The organism is Ferrimicrobium sp., assembly GCA_022690815.1.
Taxonomy (GTDB): domain Bacteria; phylum Actinomycetota; class Acidimicrobiia; order Acidimicrobiales; family Acidimicrobiaceae; genus Ferrimicrobium.
The window spans coordinates 14,613-37,865 of sequence record JALCZJ010000020.1 but is presented as its reverse complement, the minus strand read 5'-3'; the positions used below and the strand labels follow the sequence as shown (position 1 = coordinate 37,865).

The 23,253-nt window shown below is 59.1% G+C and carries 21 protein-coding genes; 17 read left to right on the top strand and 4 right to left on the bottom strand.

All coding sequences use genetic code 11. The annotated features are described in order from the left end of the window. Nucleotides 1-30 precede the first annotated feature (30 nt). The 14 genes from MP439_07430 (at nt 31) to MP439_07365 (ending at nt 13,582) form a co-directional block, all read left to right on the top strand. The gene (locus MP439_07430; GenBank protein MCI2975894.1) at nt 31-1,434 is read left to right on the top strand and encodes a UDP-N-acetylmuramoyl-L-alanyl-D-glutamate--2,6-diaminopimelate ligase; all 1,404 of its coding nucleotides are present in this window, start codon (nt 31-33) and stop codon (nt 1,432-1,434) included. Then, nucleotides 1,431-2,468, top strand: a complete 1,038-nt coding sequence (mraY, locus tag MP439_07425) for a phospho-N-acetylmuramoyl-pentapeptide-transferase (GenBank protein MCI2975893.1) — start codon at nt 1,431-1,433, stop codon at nt 2,466-2,468. The genes MP439_07430 and mraY overlap by 4 nt, the downstream gene beginning before the upstream one ends. Beyond that, a complete protein-coding gene (murD, locus tag MP439_07420) occupies nt 2,465-3,835 on the top strand; it encodes a UDP-N-acetylmuramoyl-L-alanine--D-glutamate ligase (GenBank protein ID MCI2975892.1) in 1,371 nt (456 codons plus the stop codon). The genes mraY and murD overlap by 4 nt, the downstream gene beginning before the upstream one ends. 39 nt (nt 3,836-3,874) lie before the next feature. Then, entirely contained in the window at nt 3,875-4,996 is a 1,122-nt protein-coding gene (locus tag MP439_07415) for an FtsW/RodA/SpoVE family cell cycle protein (GenBank protein ID MCI2975891.1), read from the top strand. After that, entirely contained in the window at nt 4,993-6,078 is a 1,086-nt protein-coding gene (locus MP439_07410; protein MCI2975890.1) for a UDP-N-acetylglucosamine--N-acetylmuramyl-(pentapeptide) pyrophosphoryl-undecaprenol N-acetylglucosamine transferase, read from the top strand. Before MP439_07415 ends, MP439_07410 begins: the two co-directional genes overlap by 4 nt. Further along, entirely contained in the window at nt 6,075-7,433 is a 1,359-nt protein-coding gene (gene murC / locus MP439_07405) for a UDP-N-acetylmuramate--L-alanine ligase (protein ID MCI2975889.1), read from the top strand. Before MP439_07410 ends, murC begins: the two co-directional genes overlap by 4 nt. Beyond that, complete coding sequence (gene murB / locus MP439_07400) at nt 7,423-8,358, top strand: UDP-N-acetylmuramate dehydrogenase (GenBank protein ID MCI2975888.1); 936 nt, start codon at nt 7,423-7,425, stop codon at nt 8,356-8,358. Before murC ends, murB begins: the two co-directional genes overlap by 11 nt. A 12-nt stretch (nt 8,359-8,370) precedes the next feature. After that, nucleotides 8,371-9,240, top strand: a complete 870-nt coding sequence (locus MP439_07395) for a hypothetical protein (GenBank protein ID MCI2975887.1) — start codon at nt 8,371-8,373, stop codon at nt 9,238-9,240. 96 nt (nt 9,241-9,336) lie between these two features. After that, nucleotides 9,337-10,437, top strand: a complete 1,101-nt coding sequence (ftsZ, locus tag MP439_07390) for a cell division protein FtsZ (GenBank protein ID MCI2975886.1) — start codon at nt 9,337-9,339, stop codon at nt 10,435-10,437. A gap of 29 nt (nt 10,438-10,466) precedes the next feature. Then, nucleotides 10,467-11,057, top strand: coding sequence for a polyphenol oxidase family protein (locus MP439_07385; GenBank protein ID MCI2975885.1), 591 nt, complete (start codon nt 10,467-10,469; stop codon nt 11,055-11,057). Further along, a complete protein-coding gene (locus MP439_07380; GenBank protein ID MCI2975884.1) occupies nt 11,057-11,710 on the top strand; it encodes an alanine racemase in 654 nt (217 codons plus the stop codon). The genes MP439_07385 and MP439_07380 overlap by 1 nt, the downstream gene beginning before the upstream one ends. A gap of 44 nt (nt 11,711-11,754) precedes the next feature. After that, nucleotides 11,755-12,279, top strand: a complete 525-nt coding sequence (locus MP439_07375; GenBank protein ID MCI2975883.1) for a cell division protein SepF — start codon at nt 11,755-11,757, stop codon at nt 12,277-12,279. Beyond that, nucleotides 12,269-12,541 (top strand): YggT family protein, encoded by a 273-nt coding sequence (locus tag MP439_07370; GenBank protein MCI2975882.1) that lies wholly within the window; start codon nt 12,269-12,271, stop codon nt 12,539-12,541. The genes MP439_07375 and MP439_07370 overlap by 11 nt, the downstream gene beginning before the upstream one ends. 96 nt (nt 12,542-12,637) lie before the next feature. Continuing rightward, on the top strand, nt 12,638-13,582 hold the full coding sequence (locus MP439_07365; protein ID MCI2975881.1) for a DivIVA domain-containing protein: 945 nt from the start codon (nt 12,638-12,640) through the stop codon (nt 13,580-13,582). A 107-nt stretch (nt 13,583-13,689) separates the two neighbouring features. Here the strand turns inward: MP439_07365 and MP439_07360 are convergent, their stop codons facing one another. From MP439_07360 to ileS, 3 genes are all read right to left on the bottom strand, one after another. After that, nucleotides 13,690-14,682, bottom strand: a complete 993-nt coding sequence (locus MP439_07360; GenBank protein ID MCI2975880.1) for a Gfo/Idh/MocA family oxidoreductase — start codon at nt 14,680-14,682, stop codon at nt 13,690-13,692. Continuing rightward, nucleotides 14,679-16,292 (bottom strand): Gfo/Idh/MocA family oxidoreductase, encoded by a 1,614-nt coding sequence (locus MP439_07355; GenBank protein MCI2975879.1) that lies wholly within the window; start codon nt 16,290-16,292, stop codon nt 14,679-14,681. The genes MP439_07360 and MP439_07355 overlap by 4 nt, the downstream gene beginning before the upstream one ends. A 170-nt stretch (nt 16,293-16,462) precedes the next feature. Next, the gene (gene ileS, locus MP439_07350; GenBank protein MCI2975878.1) at nt 16,463-19,663 is read right to left on the bottom strand and encodes an isoleucine--tRNA ligase; all 3,201 of its coding nucleotides are present in this window, start codon (nt 19,661-19,663) and stop codon (nt 16,463-16,465) included. A 181-nt stretch (nt 19,664-19,844) separates the two neighbouring features. Here ileS and MP439_07345 point away from each other — a divergent pair, with 181 nt between their 5' ends. The 3 genes from MP439_07345 to MP439_07335 are packed head-to-tail and all read left to right on the top strand — an operon-like array spanning nt 19,845 to nt 21,668. Further along, nucleotides 19,845-20,303, top strand: coding sequence for a TraR/DksA family transcriptional regulator (locus tag MP439_07345; protein MCI2975877.1), 459 nt, complete (start codon nt 19,845-19,847; stop codon nt 20,301-20,303). Further along, nucleotides 20,300-20,773 carry a signal peptidase II gene (gene lspA, locus MP439_07340; GenBank protein ID MCI2975876.1) on the top strand — a complete coding sequence of 158 codons (474 nt, stop codon included), beginning with the start codon at nt 20,300-20,302 and terminating at the stop codon, nt 20,771-20,773. The genes MP439_07345 and lspA overlap by 4 nt, the downstream gene beginning before the upstream one ends. After that, nucleotides 20,745-21,668 carry an RluA family pseudouridine synthase gene (locus MP439_07335; GenBank protein MCI2975875.1) on the top strand — a complete coding sequence of 308 codons (924 nt, stop codon included), beginning with the start codon at nt 20,745-20,747 and terminating at the stop codon, nt 21,666-21,668. Before lspA ends, MP439_07335 begins: the two co-directional genes overlap by 29 nt. Nucleotides 21,669-22,142: 474 nt before the next feature. Here MP439_07335 and MP439_07330 read toward each other — a convergent pair whose 3' ends face one another. Further along, nucleotides 22,143-23,054, bottom strand: a complete 912-nt coding sequence (locus tag MP439_07330; protein ID MCI2975874.1) for a sigma-70 family RNA polymerase sigma factor — start codon at nt 23,052-23,054, stop codon at nt 22,143-22,145. Between the last annotated feature and the right edge of the window lie 199 nt (nt 23,055-23,253).

Genomic DNA, 23,253 nt, shown 5'->3' with positions numbered 1-23,253 from the left:
ACGAGGCATGCCGCAGTGAGGTTGGCCGATTTGGCTCGTCGATTAGACGCCAAGATCGTTGGGGCGATAGGCGAGGACCTTGAGCCGTCCGGTCTGGCGATGGATCACCGTCTCCTGCGAGCGGGTGATATCTTCGCGGTTGTTCCAGGATCCCATGTGGATTCGTCGATTTATGTGGAGGAGGCCGTTCGGCAAGGAGCGATCGCGCTACTCGTGGCCGACCCGGTGTCTCCAACTAGCCTTCCACAGCTGGTGGTGGATCCCATGCGCCTGCGTGAACAGGTCGCCCTCGCGAGTCAGCTGGTCTATGGAGAGCCCTCGAAGAGGCTCAAGGTGGTCGGGGTGACTGGAACGAATGGCAAGACGACCACCGTATCGCTCGTCGCCGAGATGTTGGGCCTGCTTGGTTACGGGGTCGGAACCATGGGTACGCTCTGGGGTCGGCTCACCACACCTGAAGCTCCTGAGATCGCTCGTCGTTTGGCGGGCTTTGTGGAGAATGGCCGGAGCTATGCGGCGATGGAGATCTCCTCGATTGCCCTTGCCATGAGTCGGGTCAAGTATCTCGACGTTGACGTCGCCGTGTTTACCAACCTATCCCAAGACCATCTGGACTTTCACCCGTCGATGGAGGCTTATTTCGCAGCCAAGGCCTCGCTGTTTGATCCGAGCTACGCCCACCTTGGCGTCATCAATGTCGATGACCCGTGGGGACGTAGGCTCATGGGTGAGGCGAGTATCCCGGTCGTGGGGGTCTCTGACGACGCGCTGACCAATGTAACGCTTGGACCATATGGATTGAGTTTCGATCTGCGTGGCTATCGATTTGCCGCACCCTTGATTGGACACCATAACCTTGTGAACCTGCACACGTCGCTCATCGTGATGGAGTCACTCGGCTTTGACCTCAAGGATCTTATCGAGGTGGCGCGGGAGGTGCAGGCCCCACGCGGGCGACTCGAACGGGTACCGAGCGAGCACGGATCTATTTTCATCGACTATGCCCACTCGCCCGGTGCCCTCGAACAGGTGCTGATCGCGGCGAGGCTTTCGCTTGGGCATCACGGGAGACTGTTTGTGGTCTTTGGTGCTGGCGGCGAGCGAGATCATGGGAAGCGACCGTTGATGGGGTCGACGGCCGAACGGTTGGCAGATGTCGTCATCGTCACCAGCGACAATCCTCGCTCCGAGGATCCACGTGCGATCGCCGAAGATGTCATTGCTGGCTGCGTCCAGGCGATGAGGCCACGCGTCTTGCTTGACCGACGAGAGGCGATCCGTACGGCGGTGCACGAGCTGTGTGATGATGACGTGTTGGTGATCGCCGGTAAGGGACATGAGAGGAGCCAACGGATTGGTTCTGCTAGCTACGACTTCGACGACTACGACGAGGCGTTGCGAGCGGTACTCGAACTCCGGGAGCACGAACGTTGATTGCGATCCTCACCGGCAGCGGACTGGCGTTGATTGTCGCGATTTTTCTGACACCAGTTCTGATTGACCGACAGCGGTCCCGCGGGGTTGGTCAGCAAATTCGTGAGGATGGACCGAGTCGCCACCTCGTCAAGGCCGGTACTCCCACCATGGGTGGCATCGCGATCATCATCGCGATCGTGCTGAGCTATTTGCTGGTGCATGTCCACCTCGGAGTTGGGTTCTCTCGATCAGGCATCCTGGTCGTCGGTGTTACCGTCCTTTCGGGAGCCATTGGACTGGTCGATGATCTCTTAAAAGTGCGCAATCGACGTAGCCTCGGCCTCACGAAGTCGGCCAAGTTCTCCTTCCAGGTCGCGGTCGCGGTCGCCTTTGCGTTGTTGGCCCACTACTGGGCGCATGTGCCTACCGCGATCTCATTCGTGCGGCTTGGAAGTCTTAGCATCGGGCTCGGCACCGTTGGTTGGTGTATTTTTGCCGTCCTCGTGGTGGTCGGTACCTCGAATGCCGTCAACCTCACTGACGGCCTCGATGGGCTCGCGTCTGGGGCCGCCATCTTTGCCTTTGCGGCTCTGGCGCTGATCTCGTATTGGATGTTTCGCCATGTCGTGGCTTATGGTGTCCATGACGCCCTTGACCTGGCGGCACTCGCGATCTGTTTTGTCGGCGCGATCATTGGTTTTTTGTGGTGGAACGCGCCACCAGCCAAGATCTTCATGGGCGATGTCGGCTCACTAGCGATTGGAAGTGGTCTCGGGGCGTTTGCGCTCGTGCTTCGCCTCGATCTTCTCCTGTTATTGCTCGGAGGTCTCTTTGTGATTGAGACGCTCAGCGTCATCGGTCAGGTCTTTTCCTTTCGGGTCTTTCATCGACGTATTCTCAAGATGGCTCCCATCCACCATCACTTCGAACTCAATGGCTGGCCGGAGACGACGGTGTTGATCAGGCTCTGGATCTTTGCAGCCGTCATGACCGCTATTGCTGTCGGCGCCTTCTACGCCGACTTTCTCTCGATCGGGAGCTTTGGCCGATGAACCTCGGTGGCAAACGGGTGCTCGTGGTGGGTCTTGGGGTGAGTGGACTCGGGGTTGTCGACGCGCTTGCCGATAGCGGTGCACGACTGAGCTTGGCCGAGGATCGGGAGATGGGACGTGAGGTCGCCTTTGAGCGCGGGATCTTCGAGTCGCTAGGAACGATCGAAGCCCTCGTTCGAGAGCCGTGGGATCTGATCGTGGTGTCGCCAGGGCTCGCACCCCAGCGGTTGGGCCTGACGCCACTCGCCGGTCGGGTGATCGGCGAGCTCGAACTCGGTTGGCTCCTAGCCGATGCGCCGGTGAGCGCGATCACGGGGACGAACGGCAAGACGACCGTCGCCACCTTGACCGCTCAGATGCTCGGGCCAGGAGCGATACTTTGTGGCAATGCAGGGGTGTCGTTTGCGGCGGTTGCGCGAACGGGAGCGAGCCGTTATGTCGTCGAGGCGAGCTCATTCCAGCTCACCTGGGCTCCCACGTTCTCACCTGCGACCGCGAGCTGGACCAATTTTACCCCCGATCATCTGGACTGGCATGGTGATCTCGAGCACTATCGACGTGCGAAGGCCAAGCTGTTTACCCAGTTAGGAGAGGGGAGCGTCGCCATTTTGAACGCAGACGATCCGGTGGTTGCCAACACGGCCTTGCCGGCGGGTGTGACGCGTCGAACCTTCTCGCTTGCACCACAAGTTGGCGACGATCAGTTAGCCGATTACCGGGTCTATGCCGGTGAGTTGATCGGACCAACGGGTGAGGTTTTGATGCCGGTTTCAGCGTTGGGTCGGTCGGGTCCGATCGATCTTGCCAATGCGCTCTTGTCGTGGGCAACGGCTGAGGCGGCTGGAGCCGAGACGGCGGCGATCCAAGAGACGCTGGCGGCATTTCGTGGTCTCGAACACCGACAGGAGCGTGTCGGTGAGCTGCGTGGTGTGCTTTATGTAAACGATTCCAAGGCGACGACGCCGGTGGCGGCCGCCGCTGGAGTGAGTTCGTTTGCCCACGTGGTCCTCATCGCTGGCGGTCGTGGCAAGGGGCTGTCATTTGACCCGTTGAGCGCGGTCGCTGCACACATTCGGGCCGTCATCGGTATTGGTGAAGCCGGCCCCACCATCGTCGAGCTCTTCCGCGAACTTGGCCGTCCGGCCATGATGGCCTCATCGATGGCGGAGGCGGTGACGCTAGCGTCGCGGGAGGCGATGGCTGGTGATGTGGTGCTACTCGCCCCAGGGGCGGCATCGTTTGACTGGTACCGCAGCTATCGGGACCGCGGTGACGACTTCAAGGTCACCGTGAGACGTTTGATCGAGGCGAGCCATGACCAGGGCACGATAGCCCCTGCTCGCTTGCGCGGTTTGGAGGATCAATGAGCCATTTGGATCGAGGAGATCAAGGGGGAGGAGTTCGCGATGGCAACCACCGTCCGTAGCCGCACATTGGGCAATTTGCTAGCGAAAGTACGCCTCCGGTCGAGCTTCTACTGGCTACTCGCCATTCTTGTCACCGCCGGGGCGATCCTCGAGGTGGCGGCGGCCTACGTGGCGACGATCGCCGCGCACGCCTCGGTAGTCTCCCTCGTCGGTCACGAGCTGCTCTGGCTCGTTATCGGAGGACTGGCCTTTGTGGTGATGGGATCGGTTCCCCTGAGGGTTTGGTTGAAGATGGCGCCCCTGCTCTTGCTGCTTGCCGGCGTGATGCTGCTTGGGGTCATGCTTCCAGGTGTCGGTCGCAGCGTAGGCGGCGCCGATCGGTGGTTCCAGTTGGGTCCGATTCAGGTCCAACCTTCCGAGTTCGCCAAGCTCGCGCTGGTGCTGTTCTTGGCCCAGCTCGTAGCGAAACGACGGCCGGGCCAGTTGGTTGGCCCGGTGATCGTAGTGACCGCGGTCATGGCTGGGGTGATTTTTCTTGAGCCTGATATGGGGACGGCGATGATCGTCTTCTCATTGGGGTTGGCAGCGCTCTATATCGGTGGAGTACGTGGTCGTGCGCTGACCTTTGTCACGGTTGGGTCGGTGTTGATTGGGATCGCTGGTGCCTTCTCGAGCACCTATCGTCGGTTGCGGCTACTGTCGTTTTTGCACCCGTGGGAATACCGGATGAGCTACTCCTATCAAGAAGTCCAAGCGCTGGATTCCTTCGCCTCTGGCCATCTTCTCGGCACCGGCCTCGGCAACGGATTGGCAAACTGGGGCTATGTGCCCAATGCCCAGACCGACTTCATCTTCGCGGTCGTGGGGCAGGACTTTGGTCTCCTTGGATCGGTTGTGATCCTCCTCCTGCTCGTCGCGCTCGTCGTGGTCATTTTTCGTGTGTCAGAGCGATTGAGTGACCCTGCCGAGCGAACCTTGACGTTCCTGATTGGCGTGTGGCTTCTGGTGCAGATGACACTCAATATTGGAGCAGTCATCGGTCTCTTGCCGGTGACGGGTGTGCCTTTGCCGCTCATCTCCGCTGGAGGATCCTCTACCGTCGTCACCCTGGCAGCACTGGGACTCGTCAATGGTATCATTCGCAGGAGGAAGATCACATGAGTCGTGTCGTGTGGCTGGCGGCCGGTGGCACGGCTGGGCATATCCATGGGGCCGTCTCGGTCATGGAGGCATTCGATGATGAGGTCACTCCTGTGTTGATCACCACCGATCGACGAGTCGATCACGAGGTTACCGAAGATCTTGATGTGCGCATAGCGCGCATGCGAGGTGTCGGCCTCGCCAGGGGCGCTCGTGGTCTCGTTGGGGCCGTGGGTGCCAACGCGGGCGCCATGAGGGCCAATCTGGCGACCCTTGCGCGCTTGCCTCGTCCGGAGCAGGTGATCAGCTTCGGCGGGTTTCATACACCGTTGGTCTCCCTGGTTGCCCGCAGCCATGGCGCTCAGTCCTACCTTTTGGAACAAAACGCCGCCCTAACGCGTGCGAATCGGTTGGTTGGGAGCTGGTCGAGGCGCATCTTTTTGGCTTGGCCGGTCGCGGTCCCGCACTCCTGGCTCCCCCGGACGTTGGTGGTTGGTAATCCACCTCGCAGGGCGGCTGTCACCGAAGCGGATCGTGAGACACTTCGAGCATCGCTTGGTTATCGCCCAGAAGAATTCGTCGTGGTGGTGACGTCTGGCTCCTTGGGTGCTCGCAGTGTCAACGTCGCGACCCAGGAGGCGGCGCGTTTACTTGCTGACGCTCGTGGCGTGCGCATCATCCACGCGATGGGTTCCACCAATGCTCTTGCCCCTTCACCTGGGGCCATGGTGACCACCCAGGCGCACTATCAGGTCTTGGGCTATGAGCCAACGCTCTATCGCATGGTTCTGGCGGCGGATTTGGTGGTGGCGAGGGCTGGAGCTAGCACCCTGACCGAGATCGCGCTCGCGGGTGTCGCATCGATTGTGGTTCCGCTGCCACATTCCCCGAATGACCATCAGCGCAAGAATGCTGAGGTCTTTCGGCGTGCAGGGGCGGCGCTGGTCATCGAAGACGATGCCCTCTCCGGTGATGCCCTCGCCACGGCCATTGAAGCGCTCGTCGCCGACGGGGCGAGGCGGCATGCGATGGGAGAGGCCGCACGGCGGCTTGCACACCCCAATGCGGCGAGGCATATCTGGGAGGAGATGCGACGACCATGAGCCTTCTTGATCGAGTCCAACGGGTTCACATTATCGGTATTGGTGGCGCCGGCATGAGCGCACTCGCATCGCTTCTGTTGGAGGCGGGTCGCCAGGTCAGTGGCTCTGACCTCAAAGAGTCTGCTGTGCTGGAACGGCTGCGCCTACTGGGCGCCCAGGTGTACCTCGGACATGCTGCCTCCTATGTCGAAGGGGCAGACCTTGTCGCCTACTCCACGGCGATTGCCCCAACCAACGTTGAGCTTGTTGCCGCCCGTGGTGCCAACATCCCGACGTCGACGCGCGCAGAGCTTCTCGTTGGGCTCACAGAGGGGCGCCGTGTGATTGCGGTATCTGGTACGCACGGCAAGACAACCACTACCTCCATGATCGGACTTTCGATGACCCTCGCTGGTTACAGCCCAAGCTATGTGATCGGAGCGGAGCTCAACGAGGCAGGTGCCTCCGGCCATTTTGGAACCTCGGACGTGATGGTGGTGGAGGCCGATGAGAGTGACGGTACGTTCCTTGCGCTTGACCCCACGCTGGCTGTCGTGACCAACGTTGAGCCTGATCATCTGGACTTCTACGGAGATTTTGACCACCTGAAACAGGCTTTTCGTCGCTTTGTTGACAACTCCAGGCTACCGCCGGTCCTTTGCGTCGAGGATCCGTTCCTAGCAGGTATGGCGTTTGAGCGCGAGTGTATGAGCTATGGCTTTTCAGAGAGTGCCGTCTACCAGATCAAAAACGTCTCGATGTCGGCGACGTCGACCGCCTTCGAACTCTTCGAACACAAGCGAAGACTCGGAAGTGTCGAGTTGTCGGTGTTGGGTCTACACAATATTTTGAATGCGACCGCGGCGGTAGCGGCGGCAGGCTCGATCGGGGTATCGTTCGCCGAGATCGCACCATCGCTCAGTCGCTATCTCGGCGTCGCTCGCAGATTCCAACATCGGCGCGTGTTGGACTCCGTCAGAATCATCGACGACTATGCCCACCTTCCGAGCGAGCTCGTCTCCACAATCGCTGCGGCACGCCAGTTGGGTGCTCGTCGAGTGGTCGCCGTCTTTCAACCCCATCGTTACTCGCGCACACGCGCGATCGCCCAAGAGCTCGGAGAAGCGCTATCGGGTGCTGACCTGGCGGTGGTCACCGACGTCTATGCCGCTGGTGAGGATCCGATCCCGGGTGTCAGCGGTGAGTTGGTCTTTGCGGCAGTTCGCCATGTGCTTGGTGATCGTGCCTATTACTGTGCCTCACGACACGATCTAGCCAGGACGGTGCGTGACTTGCTGGAGCCAGACGACGTCTGCCTTACCCTTGGAGCAGGTGACATCACGATGCTCGATACGGAGCTCGCTGATGTCTGGTGATAACGCGAGCGAGGCACTCAAACCGCTGGTTGAGAGGCTTCGCGCCGAAGGCATGCTTGTCCTCCTTGATGCTCCATTCGGTGCGCGAACGACCTATCGTGTTGGCGGTTTGGCCGCCGCTTGTGTTGAGGTCGCCTCGGTTGAGGAGCTTGAACGCCTGAGATGCCTCATCACCGAGCAGGAGGAGCGACCTCCGTGTTTTGTGTTGGGCAGAGGTTCAAACGTCCTGGTATCCGATGCTGGGTTTCCAGGGTTGGTGGTGACACTCGGCGCCGGGTTCTCCTGGCTTCGTCAGGAAGGAACCCTCGTCGAGCTCGGTGGTGCTTCTCCACTGCCAGTCATGGCGCGACGGCTTGCGAAGTTGGGGCTTGCAGGTTTTACCTGGGCTGTTGGGGTGCCAGGGAGCGTTGGTGGAGCCGTTCGCATGAACGCCGGTGGGCACGGACACATGCTAGAGGAGAGCCTCCAGGCTGCCTCGATCGTCGACCTTGCCGGCCCCAACGGAGCGAGCTGGCACCCGGCCAGCGAGTTAGCGCTGTCCTATCGCTCCTCAGCTCTGACCCCTGATCAGGTCGTGGTGGGGGCTCGGCTCCAGCTTGAGGTTGGAGATCCAAAGGCCCTGGAGTCACAGATTAGCGAGATCGTCGCCTGGCGGCGAGCCCACCAGCCAGGGGGGCAGAATGCTGGTTCGGTTTTTGCCAATCCTGTCGATGTTCCAGCGGCACAATTGATCGAGGCATGTGGGCTCAAAGGACTTCGCCATGGGAGTGCGTCGGTGTCGAGTAAGCATGCGAATTTTATCCAAGCTGAGCCTACGGGGACGTCAAGTGACGTCTACCAACTGATGGCCATCGTGCGCGATCAGGTGGCGCGCCAAACCGGTATCGAGCTGAGATCGGAGGTGGTGCTCATTGGCTTCTCCTGAGGATGGATGTCGATGAAACGCACCATGGGCGCCCGAAAGGATTCATCGGTGGATCGACGTGCATCGCCTCGGTCACGACGGTTGTCGAGCCCTAGCGCCCATAGAACAGAGCATCGGACTCCTAAGCGATCGAGTCGGCCCGTATGCCATGGGGTCTTGATCGGGGCCGGTGCTCTCGGTGTCGTGGTGGTTGGCCTCGTGATTGGGGTTGGCCCCTTGCTTCGGACACGTTCGGTGGTCGTGTTGGGAGCGACGCCGCCTGAGCGTGCACAAGCAAGGGCCCGCGTTGAGGTCGTGTTGGGACATGAGTACCTGTGGTCCGCCTCCCCAGCCCAGGTAGCGGCGACGTTGGCAGACGATCCAGGTCTGCGAGGGGCCATCCAACTGAAAGCTGTGACGAGGCAGTGGCCCGCAACTTTAGTCCTGGAGCTCCGTACCATCCCCACTGCCAGCCAGATCCAGGCGGGATTTGCCCTCACTGATGCTGGTGAAGTTGTCCCCGCAGGGTCATCGGTGGGTCCCGCTTTGCGACGAGTCGTGCAGATCTGCCCTAACGATGTCGCGTCGAGCCCACATTGCAACTGGTTGCCTCACGCTGGCGCGTGGGTGAACCCTGCGCTGGTGGCGGTTGCGGGTGCACTCGCCAATCAGGGCATCTCCAAGCGAACAGGATCGGCCCCTGTCGGTCAAGCCAGTGTCGATCAGGTTAAGGGCCTCGGCATCATCGTTCGCTTGGCGAACTCGGCTATCTGCGAATTGGGTTCCGCTGAGCGAGCTCAGGCCGAGGTGCGCGCTTGTGTCGAGTTTTCTACGCCCGGAGCGGTTCTCGACGTGATTGACCCAAATAGTCCAGCGGTTCTCCTCAACGATCGTGTAGGCTAGTCAAATTCGGAGGTGGCTCGCTGGCGCTAGGCCAGTAGCACCCAGGTTTGAGGTGAGTGGAGGCTTAGTAGTGGTTCAGCGAGGGTGGGATGCGAGATGAATGATGCGCAGAATTACATCGCCGTAATCAAAGTCGTTGGTGTCGGCGGTGGCGGTGGCAACGCGGTCAATCGGATGATCGAAGCGGGCCTCAAGGGCGTCGAGTTCATCGCTATCAACACCGATGCCCAGGCCTTGCTGATGAGTGACGCCGACATCCGACTCGATATCGGTCGCCAACTCACCCGCGGCCTGGGTGCAGGATCGAACCCAGACATCGGTCGTTCTGCTGCCCAAGAGCATAAGGATGAGATTCAAGAGGCGCTCACCGGAGCTGATATGGTCTTCATCACCGCCGGTGAAGGTGGTGGAACCGGCACCGGAGGGGCCCCGGTGGTGGCCGAGATCGCCCGTGGGATTGGAGCGCTCACCATCGGTGTCGTCACTCGCCCCTTCGGCTTTGAAGGCAAGCGCAGGGCAACGCAGGCCGATGAGGGTATCGCTCGACTGCGCGAGCATGTCGACACGCTCATCGTGATCCCGAATGATCGACTCTTAACGATTGCAAATGAGAAGACATCGATGATCGCGGCCTTTCGTATGGCGGATGACATCCTGCTCTCCGGCGTCAAGGGGATCACCGATCTCATCACCACCCCAGGCGTGATCAACACCGACTTTGCTGATGTCCGGGCCATCATGGCCTCGGCAGGGACGGCAATCATGGGTATCGGTATCGCCAGTGGTGAGAATCGTGCCACGACGGCAGCGCGCAATGCGATCACCTCCCCGCTCTTTGAAACCTCGATCGATGGTGCTCAAGGTATTTTGTTGAACGTCGCTGGTGGCACGGATCTCGGGATCTTTGAGCTGAACGAGGCTGCGAATATCATTCAAAATGCGGCATCCAGCGACGCACTCATCATCGTCGGTAGCGTGATTGATGAATCCATGGAGGATGAGGTCAAGGTCACCGTCATCGCCGCTGGCTTTGACGTGTGGGGTGAGGGCTCCCCCAAGCTGGTCGTGACGCCTCCGCTGGTTGAGGAGCCTGATTTTGGTGTTCCCAACGTGACAACTGAGTCGCCGTCACAGGATCCTCCGGATCCGGATCCGGAGGATCCTGACGATGGTGACGTACCCTTTTTTCTCCGCTGATGATTGCGCTCTCGCTCCGTCGTAGTGGCGTGAGGGTTGCATTTACTGATCGATCGGACACAGTCGAACAGGCCTGTTGCGTACTCGGGGGCAGTCAAAGCCTGGTTCGGGTACGTCAGGTGCACGGCACCAGGGTGATCTCCGTCCCTGACGATGGCGAAGGAGTTGAAGCCGATGGCATCTATCTCGCTGCTGGTCGGCCTGAGGTGGCAGGTATCGCGACAGCCGATTGCTTGCCTCTGGTACTAGCTAACCATAATGGTGACGCTGTTGCGTTGCATGTTGGTTGGAGAGGGCTTGTTGGCGGCGTCATCGAGGCTGGGCTATCGCGACTTGGGGGCAATGGTCTTGAGGCGGTTATCGGGCCACATATCCGATCCTGTTGCTACCAGTTTCTTGGACCGGAGCGCTACATCGTTGAACAACGATTCGGTGCAGCGAGTTTCGACGGTGACAACCTCTCGTTGGAGCACGGGGTCCAGCAGGTACTTGAACAGAACCGGGTTGGATCCATGATCGCCGTCGAGCAGTGTACCTTCTGTGATGACGGGTATCACTCCTACCGCAGGGATAGAACATCGATGCGCCAGTTGACGCTGGTGGGTGCAGGAGGCCGCTGATGGTCGGCTACGACGACCTCGGAGCTCGTCTGGCTAGCGTGAGGGCGGAGATTCGGCGGTGTGGTGGCTCGGATGAGGTTCGGGTCGTTGCCGTCACCAAGCGACATCCACTCGATGCTGTCATCGCTGGTACCCAAGTAGGTCTCGATGAGTTCGGTGAGAATTACGCCGATGAACTCGTCGCTAAGGCCGAACAGGCCAGTCAGCGGGGATTGAACGTCCGTTGGCACTATATCGGGGCCATCCAGCGCCGCCGCCTTCGTCAAGTCTGTTCGTATGTTTCGATGATTGAGACCGTCTCGCGCGAGGTTGAGCTCGAGGCGTTAGCTGATATCGGGTTTGAAGGCGAGTTGCTTGTTCAGGTGGCACCCACCGGGCATCCAGAGGGACGCAACGGGGCTGACGACGATCAGGTGGTGGAGTTGGTGACGAGAGGTCGCGCGCTTGGCCTAAAGGTCGTTGGTTTGATGGGGATGGCGCTACCAGAAGGTGCAGATCGGGTCGCTGCCTACTTCGGGCACGTGTATTCGTTGGGCCAAACTTTGGATTTACGGGAATATTCTTTAGGAATGTCCGGCGATTACCAGGTAGGCGTCGCTCAGGGTGCTACTATGGTGCGGTTAGGTAGTGTTTTATTCGGTGCACGTGAGTAATCACGTGCTACGATAAGGCGTTAACGAGTGGGGTAGGAGGACCGATGGCGGGATTGAAGCGTGCACTTGCATGGCTAGGGATTACTGAAGAAGACGAGATGGACGGGGAGGTTACTGATCTTGAGCCTCCTGAGTCACCCGTCTATGAACGGCGTGAGCCATCCCCACGGGTGCAAGTCGTCTCTGGAGGCGTCCAAAGCGCCGCGGAGCCACAGCGCGAAGATCCGCAGCAGTATCGCAGTGCGGTAGTCCGTCCGTTTAACCCTCAGCCTGAGCGTGCAAAGATTCACCTCGTCTTGCCGACAAAGTACGCCGATGTCCAAGAAATTGGTGATCGTATGAAGTCCGACCAGCCGGTGATTATCAACCTTGAAGGTGTCGATCGGGATCTGCGTCGCCGTATTATTGACTTCTCCTCAGGACTTACCTACGCGTTAGGTGGTAAAGTGAAAGAGATAAGCACGAGCGTATATCTGCTCTCGCCGGCTCGCGTCGAGGTGGCCGACGAAGAGATGTTTCGGATGCGCCAGCGCACGGTAGCGAAGGGAGTTGGACTGCATGGGTCTTAGTGGAATCATCGTTGATCTCTTAGAGCTTTATGTCATCGTAATTGTGCTCTATGTGGTCATGACGTGGTTCCCGGTAACGAATCCCGGTGGCCCAATGGACCGGTTTCGTTACCTGTTGACTCGGCTCTCCGAGCCAGTTCTCAACCCAATCCGCCGGCTGATCCCCTCCGTTGGGGGCAGCTCGATCAGATTTGATTTTGCCCCGCTGATCGTCATCTTGGTGGTGGAGTTAATTCTCATTCCCATCTTCAGTCGGGTTTAGCGAGGGTGTCGTTTAAGTGTCGACTCAGTCTGGGTCGATAGTAGTAACATCCAAGATTCGAGCTATGTGGTTTTGGGCTCGTAGGGGAGGAGTACCGTGGAGGGAAACGCAGTCGATGCGCAAAGGATCCGTGAAGTGGAGTTCCGCGAGCGCATGAGAGGGTACCACCAGGAGGATGTCGACGAGTTCCTCGAGCAGGTTGCAAAGGGTGTCGAAGTCCTTGAGACCCAGCTAGCCCAGGCGCAAGAGGAGTTGGCACGACTGAAAGCCAATCCACCAGCACCGGTCACCCCTGGCGTTGCAAAGGTCGGTGACGACGTGATTCAGCGCACCCTTATTGTCGCACAACAGGCTGCTGATCAGCTGCGTGGTGACGCCGAGAAGGAGGCGAGGGAGATTCGAGCCGAGGCTCAGCGCCAGGCTGAGCGCATCCTCGCTGAAGCCCGCAGTACTTCGAAGTTGATCGAGGAGGAGCGCCGTAAGAATCTGCTTGAGGAGCTTGGTCAGCTTGAAGGAGAGTTCACCCGGCGTCAGGAGCAATTGGCAAACATCGTCGCCCGTGATCGAGCGGTGCGTCAAAAAATCACGGATGAGATTGGGAGCTTGCTGTCGCTCGTTCGAGTTGGTGATGGGTCCATGCTGGAGGGCGAAGGCACCGCTCGTTCGCAAGGTGTGCCGGGATTGAATGGGGACAACGATATTGCGGTGAGCGCCGAACCAGGTTGGCTCACCAGTGCACTTGCACAAGAATCCGCAGATGTGGCTGACCTCTCTTCAGGATCTGTGCCTTCAAAGGAGCCACGTGGGACCGTTTGCCCGGAACAGCCAACGTCTTCGGAGTCTTTGGTGGTGCCCCAGACGCCACGCGTCGAGACCGTAACTGGTGATCGTGTTGGTGATGGAGAGGATCATACCCCCGCACACGCTGGGGACCAAGGCCGAGAGGCCAGACCAATTCAAGAGTTTGTGTTTGGACATGACATCAGTTCAGAGACGGTTGACGAGGACGAGCCCTTCATGCTGTGGCGTCAGGACGACTGATCTGGCAGTGACGCCGCGGTCTCGATGATGATCTGCTTCGGAGCAGTCGTTGTTGTCTCTCGGGTTCTTGCGATCTCTTCGTGTCTCGTTGGCCCAGGATACCAGACTCACTGGCCGTCAGCCAAGACGTTGGTGGCGGTTTCTGATTGGCGCCACGAGTGTTCGATCCGATAGAGCAGGCGTGCCAGTTCCCGGGAGCGTGCGAGTGTCCATGAGGGTTCATGACCTGCGCTAAAGGCGGTAAAGACCTCGTTCACCATCGCGAGGTAGGGATCAATGCCCGGGCTAACTTGGTGGTCCTGCGTTCCGTCGGAGTTCGTCAGCGTCCAGTCGATGTCGTTGGGCCCTGGCGTGCAGGCCTTGTTGACTTCGAGGCTCGCGGCGGTGGTTAGGATGCGTAGGTTTTGTGATTCTCCGCTGATAAACGAGGTTACGAAGGTTCCGACTGCTCCATCGGCATAGCGTAACATGCAGTGTAGGGTGAGATCTACGGGATGGGATGCGTCAGTCGTGGTTGTCTCGGTGTGTATCGCTACTGGCTCTGCGCCGAGGAGGGACACGATGGGGAACAGCGCGTAGATACCGACATCGTAGAGAGAGCCTCCGCCTCGGGTGGCGTCGAGTCGATAGCCAGCCAGGGGGTTGAGGGTGCCGGTAAAGCTCGTAGCGACACTGACGATTTTCCCGAATTCGGTCGCCCGTGCGATCACCTGACGTAGCCTGGGATGATACGAGCTCATGAAGGCCTCGGTAACTAGTTGGGATGATCCCTCTAGCAGGCGGTTGAGTCGATCGTAGGCGTCTTCGTCAAGCAACAAGGGCTTCTCACAGAGGACATGCTTACCGGCGTGCACCGCTTGCTCGATAAAGTCCAGGTGTAGGTCATTTGGCAACGGGAGATAGACGGCTTCGACGGCTGGGTCGGAGAGTAAGGCTTCGTAGTCGGGGTAGCGGTATTCGGTGTCGGTGAGCACGTCCGCCGCGATCGCATCAGAGGATGTGCAGCCACCAAGAAACTTCGTCCAGGTTGAGCTTCGAAGGGCGGGGATGACACCGACCCTCGCAACGTAGCTTCCGAGGCCACAGACGGCAACTCTCAACGCGGTTGTAGGGCTTGAATATCGCCGAGCGCCGTTGACCGGTGTGCCAGTTCGAGCACGGCGACGACGTCGCGGATGTCGGTTGGAGCAACGGCGAGCGGAACTCCCACGAGGAGGTGATCGGCTAGGTTACGGTGGAAGCCGAAGGGATCGGGGTCCACCAGCGACGGTTGATAATGCGCCAGGCGACCAGGACCCTCGTAGAGGGCAACTTCAAGCATCACTGGTGCTTCGGCGTAATGGTAGCGATCGACCTGATAGCCAAAGACTGGTTCAACGCGGTGTTGTTCGAGCGGCCTATAGTTGCCGATGATGGTTCCTTGGGTCCCTTGGACGTAGAACTTAGGACGACGGAAACCGTCGAGCTCGCTCTGAAAGAACGTGGCCTCGCGACCGTCGGAAAACTGCAGATGAATGCGGAGTTGGTCGAGGTTCGTCATCTCGTGCCAACGACGTTTTTGACCAAAGGCGTAGACACGCTCCGGGGGGGTTCCATAGAGTTGGTGGATCCAGTCGATGTGATGGGCTCCCCAGTCGTAGGCGAGCCCTCCCGAGACGTCGTTGTCCGAGTGCCATGCACGACACGGGTGGTCAAAGGAGCTGACGGACGTTTCGATGTTGAAGACCTCGCCGATGACGTTGGTGTCTAGCAGCGCGGCAAGCGTACGAAAGTCCTGATCCCAGCGGCGGTTTTGGTGAACGGTCAACACGCGATGATTGCCTTGGGCAGTGTCAATGAGTTTGTCAGCCTCGTCGGTGGTGAGACAGAGTGGCTTCTCGACCACGACGTGTTTGCCTGCCTCCAGTGCCTGTAACGCTAGGGTGAAGTGGGTGTTGGGTGGTGTCGCGATGACCACGATGTCAGTGGCGCTATCGCTGAGAAGGTGGTCGACACTCGTGTGGCCGACGATGCCGGGAAAATCAAGCTCTGCTTGGGCGATTCGCTCTGGGTTTGCATCCATGGTGCTTGCGATCCGGAGCCCCGGAGTGCGGTTTGCGGCGGTACCATGGTAAAGCCCCATGCCACCGTAGGGGCCGTAGCCGATGACGCCGATGCCGAATTCGTGCTTGGTGGCGGTGTGTTGTGTAGCCAACATCAATCCCATGCATTGATCCAGCCAAGTGCCGGGTTGTGTGAGGGTCGCCATGTCGATGCCCAAGACCGTTAACGTGCCGCGCCCAAGTGACTGTCGACTTGCGACGGTGTAGTTCGTGAGAGCGATGTTGACGGTGAAGAGGATGTGCGCCTCGGTGGGTGCAGTGAAGGTCGCCAGTGCGCTATGAGCTGCAAATTCGTCCGGGGTTCTCGCGAGGAACGGCAGTTGGTGATTCGGTGCTAGTATCCACTCGCTGCGTTGTCGGTAGCTGAACTCCGAGTAGCCAAGGAGCGCCTCGATGCTTCGGGTTGTATCCGGCTTTGTGGCGACGATGATAACCTTGGCCCCTTGTCGCACGGATTCGATCAGGTGCTCATCAACGGTGTCCGTGATGATCGAGACCTCGGCATCGTTGGGAATGCCCTTGTCATCCTCAAGCAAGAGCACACGCCTCCCCCATGGAACCCTGTCGAGGAGTGAACGCAGGTCTGCTTGGTCTGATCGTGTGCTCATATGAATTCCTCTCAACTCATTCACTAAACCCTTGATCGGGATCATTGTTCGTCAGTGGGGTTGATCACCCTGACCTGTTCAACGTCTCTGGAGGGCCAAGACTTCCCAGGGCGCGAGATTGCTCCCGGTGTTGGGTTCGCGGTGACAGCCATACATTGTGTGGTAGGGTTCTAGTCGCTTGCCACCACACTGGCAATGCCTAGCTGACATCCATCGATCTCCACCATCGTGGCAGATATCGTATCGTCTAGGGCACGGGTGAGTTCGAGCGTGAGGGCGAGGGTCTGGGTTGTGATGTCGTCGGCATGGCGGCCGATGGCTTCGGCCAGTCGATGCGAGGGATCAGCGACCGCTATCGTGAGATCGATCCGGTCAGAGACGTCATAATCCGAGTCCTTGCGGTGTTGTTGGATGGCGCGAATGACGTCTCGCGCAAGCCCCTCAAGCTCGAGTGCGTCATCGGTGGTGAGGTCCAGTGCGACAACCGTCGCTCGGTCACCTAGAACGCGCATCGATACGCTATCGGTGGGCTCAAGGACGAGGACGTACTCACCTGGTTGAAGGACAGTGCCGTCAACGATTGGTGTGTCATTCTCGAGCTTATAGTGGCCGTTGCGGACGGCTTGAATGATCTTTTGGGTCATTGGGCCAAGCCGAGGGCCGAGCAGCGCTGGATTGATAGTGAGACGTTGGTGTGCGAAGCGATCAAAGTCACCGGTGACGTGTACCGCTTTGACGTTCGTTTCAGCCTTGATGAGGTCGACGTATGCATCAAGATCACGTGGCGCGAGGCTTGCGACGGTGATTGATCGCAAGGGAAGGCGTGCCCGCATGCCGGTCGCCTTGCGGATGCTGTGAACTTGTGAGCAGATTTCACGCACGAGGTCCATGTCACGCACGAGGTCGGGCTCGGGTGCCCCTAGGCGATCTGGAGATGGCCAGTCAGCAAGGTGGACGCTACGGGCATCGGTCAAGGCCCGGTAGAGGTATTCGCTCAGCATAGGGAGGAGTGGGGCGGTGAGCGTCGTCAGATTCTCGAGCACCGTGTGTAGCGTGTTGTACGCCTCTTGTTTTGAATGGTCAAGTTCAGGGGCACTACCCTTTGCTGCCCAGAATCGGTCCCGGCTACGGCGGATGTACCAGTTGTTGAGAACATCAAGAAAGTCCTCAATGCCGGCGGTTGCCCGAGAGAGGTCGAAGTGATCGAGTGACTGCGTGACCTCCTCGGTCAGCTGGCGACTCTTGGCGAGGATGTAGCGGTCCAGTAGATGTGTGGAGGTGGGATCGAAGGAGCCGCGGGTTCCGTCGGCCTCGGCGTAGAGCGCGAGAAACGAGAAGGCATTCCAGATTGGGTTGATCACGCGCTTGACGGTGTCAAACATCGCCTGACGTTCGAGGATCATCTCTTGGCCCCGCAGCACCGATGACGAGAGCAGGAACCAGCGCATGGCGTCAGCACCGATCTGTTCGAAAACCTCCCATGGATCGGGGAAGTTCTTCAGGCGTTTAGACAGCTTTCGTCCATCGTTGCCAAGGAGAATCCCATGGGCCATGCAGTGCTGAAAGGGCGGGGCATCAAAGAGGGCGACGGACAGGACGTGGAGCGTATAAAACCAGCCACGTGTCTGGCCGATGAACTCGACGATGAAGTCAGCCGGGAAGTTCGCCTCAAAGTTCTCGCGATGCTCAAAGGGGTAGTGAAGCTGAGCAAAGGGCATGGAGCCCGACTCAAACCAACAGTCGAGCACGTCAGGGACGCGACGCATCATCGCCTTACCGGTTGGATCGTCCGGGTTGGGCCGAACGAGTTCGTCGATGCTCGGTCGATGGAGGTCACTTGGTCGTACGCCGAAGTCGGCCTCAAGCTCATCGAGCGATCCATAGACGTCGACTCTTGGATAGGATGGGTCGTCGCTCTTCCACACTGGGATTGGTGAGCCCCAATATCGATTTCTGGTGATCGACCAATCACGCGCTCCCTCAAGCCACTTGCCGAAGGCCCCGTTCTTGACGTGCTCTGGAACCCACTCGATCGCTTGGTTGAGTTCGAGAAGTCGGTCTTTAAGTGCTGTGACGTTGACAAACCAGGAACTCACCGCCTTGTAGATGAGTGGCGTGTCGGTCCTCCAGCAGTGCGGATAGCTGTGCTCGTAGGGCTTTGCTTCGATCAAGAGCCCCTGCTCTTGTAGGTAGGACTTAATCGCTTCGTTGGCCTCGAACACCTGTGTCCCGGCGTACCAGCTCACCTCGCTGGTGTAACGCCCCTTTTCATCGACCGGGCAGACAACCTTGATGGAGGCGGCTTCACAGGCCTGCTGGTCCTCCTCGCCAAAACCTGGAGCCATCTGCACGATACCGGTTCCCTCGTCGATCGTGACGAAATCCCCTGCGATGACTCGAAAGGCGTTGTCAACATCGGCAAAAAAAGGAAAGATTGGTACAAATGGTCGGTTGAGCAGTTGGGTTCCAGTGACGGTGGTGACGACCACTAAATTGGGGAACCGATCATGGTAGGCAGCAAGTCGCTCGCTCGCCATGACAAAGAGCCTTGGGTCGTCGCCGTCGCGAAAGACCGAATATTCGACGTCGGGGCGGACGGCGACCGCCAGGTTCGAGGGAAGTGTCCACGGCGTGGTTGTCCACGCGAGCAGGTGGAGCTCACCGTCCACGATGGGGTCATCGCCATCGTCACGAGGTGGAAGCCGGAAGGCCACCGTAATGGCAGGATCGATCCGTGGGCGATAGGAGTCGTCTTGACGGGTTTCGAAGTTCGAGAGTGGAGTCTCACACTCCCAGCAGTAGGGGAGTACCCGGTAATACTCGTAGACCAGGCCCTTGTCGTGGAGCCGCTTGAAGGCCCAGATGACCGACTCCATGAAGCTCGTATCCATCGTTTTGTAGGAGTCGATGAAGTCCACCCACCGGGCTTGTCGTGTGACATAGCGAAACCACTCGTCGGTCGTACGCTGGACTAGCGCCCGACAGTGGTCGTTAAAGTGATCGATGCCGAGCTGCTCAATGCCGTCGCGCCCGCTCACGCCGAGCTCTTTCTCGGCAGCCATCTCGGCCGGCAATCCATGACAATCCCAACCAAAACGTCGTTCGACCACCTTGCCTCGCATGGTCTGGTACCGGGGAATGGCGTCCTTGACGAAGCCAGTTAGGAGATGGCCGTAGTGGGGTGACCCATTGGCAAAGGGAGGGCCGTCGTAAAATACGAAGGCTTCGCCCCCAGCGTCTCGGCGCTTGGCAATCGAGGCTCGAAAGGTGTCGTCGTTGTCCCAGAAGGCGAGGATCTCATGCTCGAGGTCGGGGAGATTGAGTGCGCCTGGTTGATGAGGGTATGGGCTCTTTTCTTCGTGGTCGCTCATGTAGCTACGCTAGTCGGACATAGGCAATGACCTGGTAGCGAGTGAGGATGAGCTTGTCTGATGGCGGGATCGTCGTGGGATTGGCCTACCATGCAGTTTGTGCTCGGATGTCGGCTAGAGTAGAGCGATCCAAATGAGCAGCATGGCTGGCCGCCGTGCTTCGAAGTAGATTGGAAGACAGATGGCCAAGATCACCCAGGAATCAAACCCGATCGATCCCGTCGAGGAATACCTTAACATGGATGATGATGTGCTTGACGAACTCTCAGACGAGGAGTTTGTGAGCCAGCAGCGTCTCCTGCTCGAGACCGAGCGTAAGCACTATGGCGAGCAAGCAGCCCAGCTGCGCGCCGAAGCTGACAGCATGGTACAAAACAATGAGCCCGCCGAGGTCCAATTCGATGAGGAGTCTGGCGAAGGTGGAACGACGGCGATCGATCGTGAACGCGACCTCGCGTTGGCAGGGTCGGCGCTCGCTGCCATCGAAGAAGTCGACCTCGCGCTGCGCAAGATGGATCGAGGCGTCTACGGTCTGTGCGAGAGCTGCAAGCAACCAATTCCGCGTGCTCGTCTACGGGCACTGCCCTTCGCACGATTGTGTGTGCGATGCAAAGAAGGCGGTTTGCCGCGCAATCGATGAGGAGCTTTCGGTCACGGGCTACCGCCGTCGTCGTGGTGGTAGCGCTGGTGATCCTGGCTGACCAGGTCACCAAGACGTGGGCGGAGAACGCGCTACGACGCGGCCCTATCGATATTCTCGGACCGATCAAGTTGCAGCTGACCTTTAACTCCGGCTTCTCGTTTTCGATTGGTCAAGGACACCCCTTGCTGATCACGATCGCCGCGATCGTGATCGCCGTCGGTGTTGGCGTCTATGCGTTGTTGACGCCATCGCGCCTCAAGCGTATTGCTGCATCACTGGTGGTGGGCGGTGCGCTCGGAAACCTGGCGGATCGACTCTTTCGACACAACCATGGCGCCGTCATCGACTTTATTCGCTTTCCACACTGGCCAATCTTCAACCTTGCCGACTCTGCGATCACGGTCGGGGTTATCCTTCTGTTGATCGCAGGAGTACTGGATGGACGACATGAACGTTCTCAGCGTTGAAATCGGCGAGACACTCGCTGGCGAACGCCTCGATCGGGCGGTGTCGGTTGTCACGGATCAGTCCAGAGTCGTGGCTGGACGCACCATCGACGCTGGCTGTGTCACCGTCAACGGACGGGTACAGCGTTCGAAGTCGTTCCGCCTGAGCACTGGCGACCTGCTGGTAATCGAGGTCGTTGTTACCCAACGAGAAGTTGCCCCAGCCATCGACGTTCCGATTCTGTACTTTGATGAAGCGCTGTTTCTAGTGGATAAGCCGGCAGGACTCCTTGTACACGCCAACACGTTGAGTGACCCGGCCCCGACGCTCGTCAGCACAGTCCTCGCCCTTGATCCACGAATCGCTAACGTTGGCGATGAGCCCTCGCTAAGGCCCGGCATTTATCAGCGACTCGACAAATCCACCTCTGGCGTTATGGGGGTGGCACGTACACCCGAAGCATTTAGCTCACTCAAGGAGCAGGTGAGTAGCCACGCCATGCGTCGTCACTACCGAGCCCTGGTGGAGGGTGAGGTAGACGAGGACGAAGGAGTAATCGACGCACCGCTTGGGCGTGATCATCGAAGTCGAACTCGAGTGGCCATTATTGCTGAGGGCCGGCATGCGCTCACCCGGTTTCGGGTGATCGAGCGGTTCGGTGCCTACACCTACGTCGAACTGGCGTTAGAGACCGGCAGGACCCATCAGATTCGGGTCCATATGAGTGCCATCGGCCACCCTTTGGTTGGCGATCAAGCCTACGGAGGGCGCAGTGCGTTGCTCAGGGATCGAGTCTTTTTGCACTCTCACGTCTTAGGATTGACTCACCCAAGCACTGGGGCACCGCTTGAGGTTGCAGCCCCACTGCCGGCTGCACTCGTGGCTGTACTTGAGGCGCTTGCCAAGAGCGTGTGATGCGTGGGTTCACATTCGAGTCAGTCTGGCGCGAGATTGACAGGACTTGAGAGAGCGAGTCCACGTCGCGATCCGGGATGGATGCTCGACGTTTAATGATCGAGCGCAAGATGTCCGGACACAACGGCGTTGGGTGTTTTGGTCGATGGCGTCTGCCTGCGGCGTTGATAACGCCACTAACCTAGGCATTACGCGTCGTGTGCACGGCAGCCGGCGACAGCGCGGTACGGTTTGTGCGTCGCTATGTTGGGGTCCACCAACGCATAGCCACCACGGCTACCCACCGGTGGCGTAGGGTCGATCCAGTCGTGTGGCTGCAAGTCTTGCTTCGCCCCCATGTTCATGGGCGTACCCGCAACCCAAGTACATGACGCACCCACGACCCACGTTCATTGGCTATCCTCGATGCGGTTAGCTCCAAGGGGCGTGGCCTTGTCGAGCCAGGCCGTCACTGCATTGTCGGCAGCTCTGTGTCTAAGCTGCTGAGGTTTTGAGCGCTGGGTGATCAGCTAATCTGCTCAGCGCTGAAGCCTCGAGTCGACGTGCCCTGCGTGGACCGATGCCGAGCATACGAGCTGTCGCCTCGAGCGATGCAGGACGATCGCCGTTGAGGCCGAAGCGAAGGGTGACGACGTCGCGTTCCAACTCGTCGAGCTCGGCCACCGCTTTGCGCAGCATCTCACGAGAGATTGAATCATCAATGTCATCCTCGAACGAGGTGTCCGGGCCAACCACGAGATCTCCAAGACTCGTCTCGCCCTCGGGGCCGACCGCTTGATCGAGGCTCGCCACGACGCGCGCGGCGTGGCGGACGTCGGCGAGTTGGGAGTGCGAGAGGTTGGATGCGATGGCGATCTCGTCCTCAGTTGGAGGACGACCAAGATCGGCAGCCAGTTCTCGCGAGACGTTGTCGACTCTGCGAGATCGTTCGGCGGCCTCCATCGGCAGCCGAATGGACTGGCCATGGTTGTGAACGGCTCGCTGGAGCGACTGACGCACCCACCAGGTGGCGTACGTCGAAAATTTGAACCCGCGTCTCCAGTCGAACTTCTCGACGGCGCGAATCAGCCCAAAGGTACCTTCTTGGATGAGGTCAGAAAGCTCGACCCCACGATCTTGATAACGACGAGCCCAGTGGACAACAAGCCGCAAGTTGGCAGCAACCATCTCGACCTTGGCATCCTCATCGCCATCGCGTACACGCTTGGCAAGCTCTACCTGTTCGGCTGAGGATGGAAGAGGATGTTTAGCCAGATCGTCTAGGAACAGACGAATCGAGTCCGCTCCAAGACCAGCAGCCGCGAGAGCCGTGTCGACTTCAGCCTGAGCGGAGCGCCGGCGGCCCTTTGCTTCCGTTGATGGGTTTGCGCTTTGCTTGTTAACCATTGTTATCTCTTCTCATTCATGTGTTGCCGTTTTCAAAACTTGTAGGAACTGTAGGGGGGTTGATAATCGCTCAACGTTCGTCGAACTCGCCCGGTGCCCTTCACGCAACCAGTGTATCAAAATTTGAACCTTTGGTCAATGCTGTACAGAAAAATTGGCACAAACGACCATCGGCATCGGAGATGCTTGCGGTTGAGCG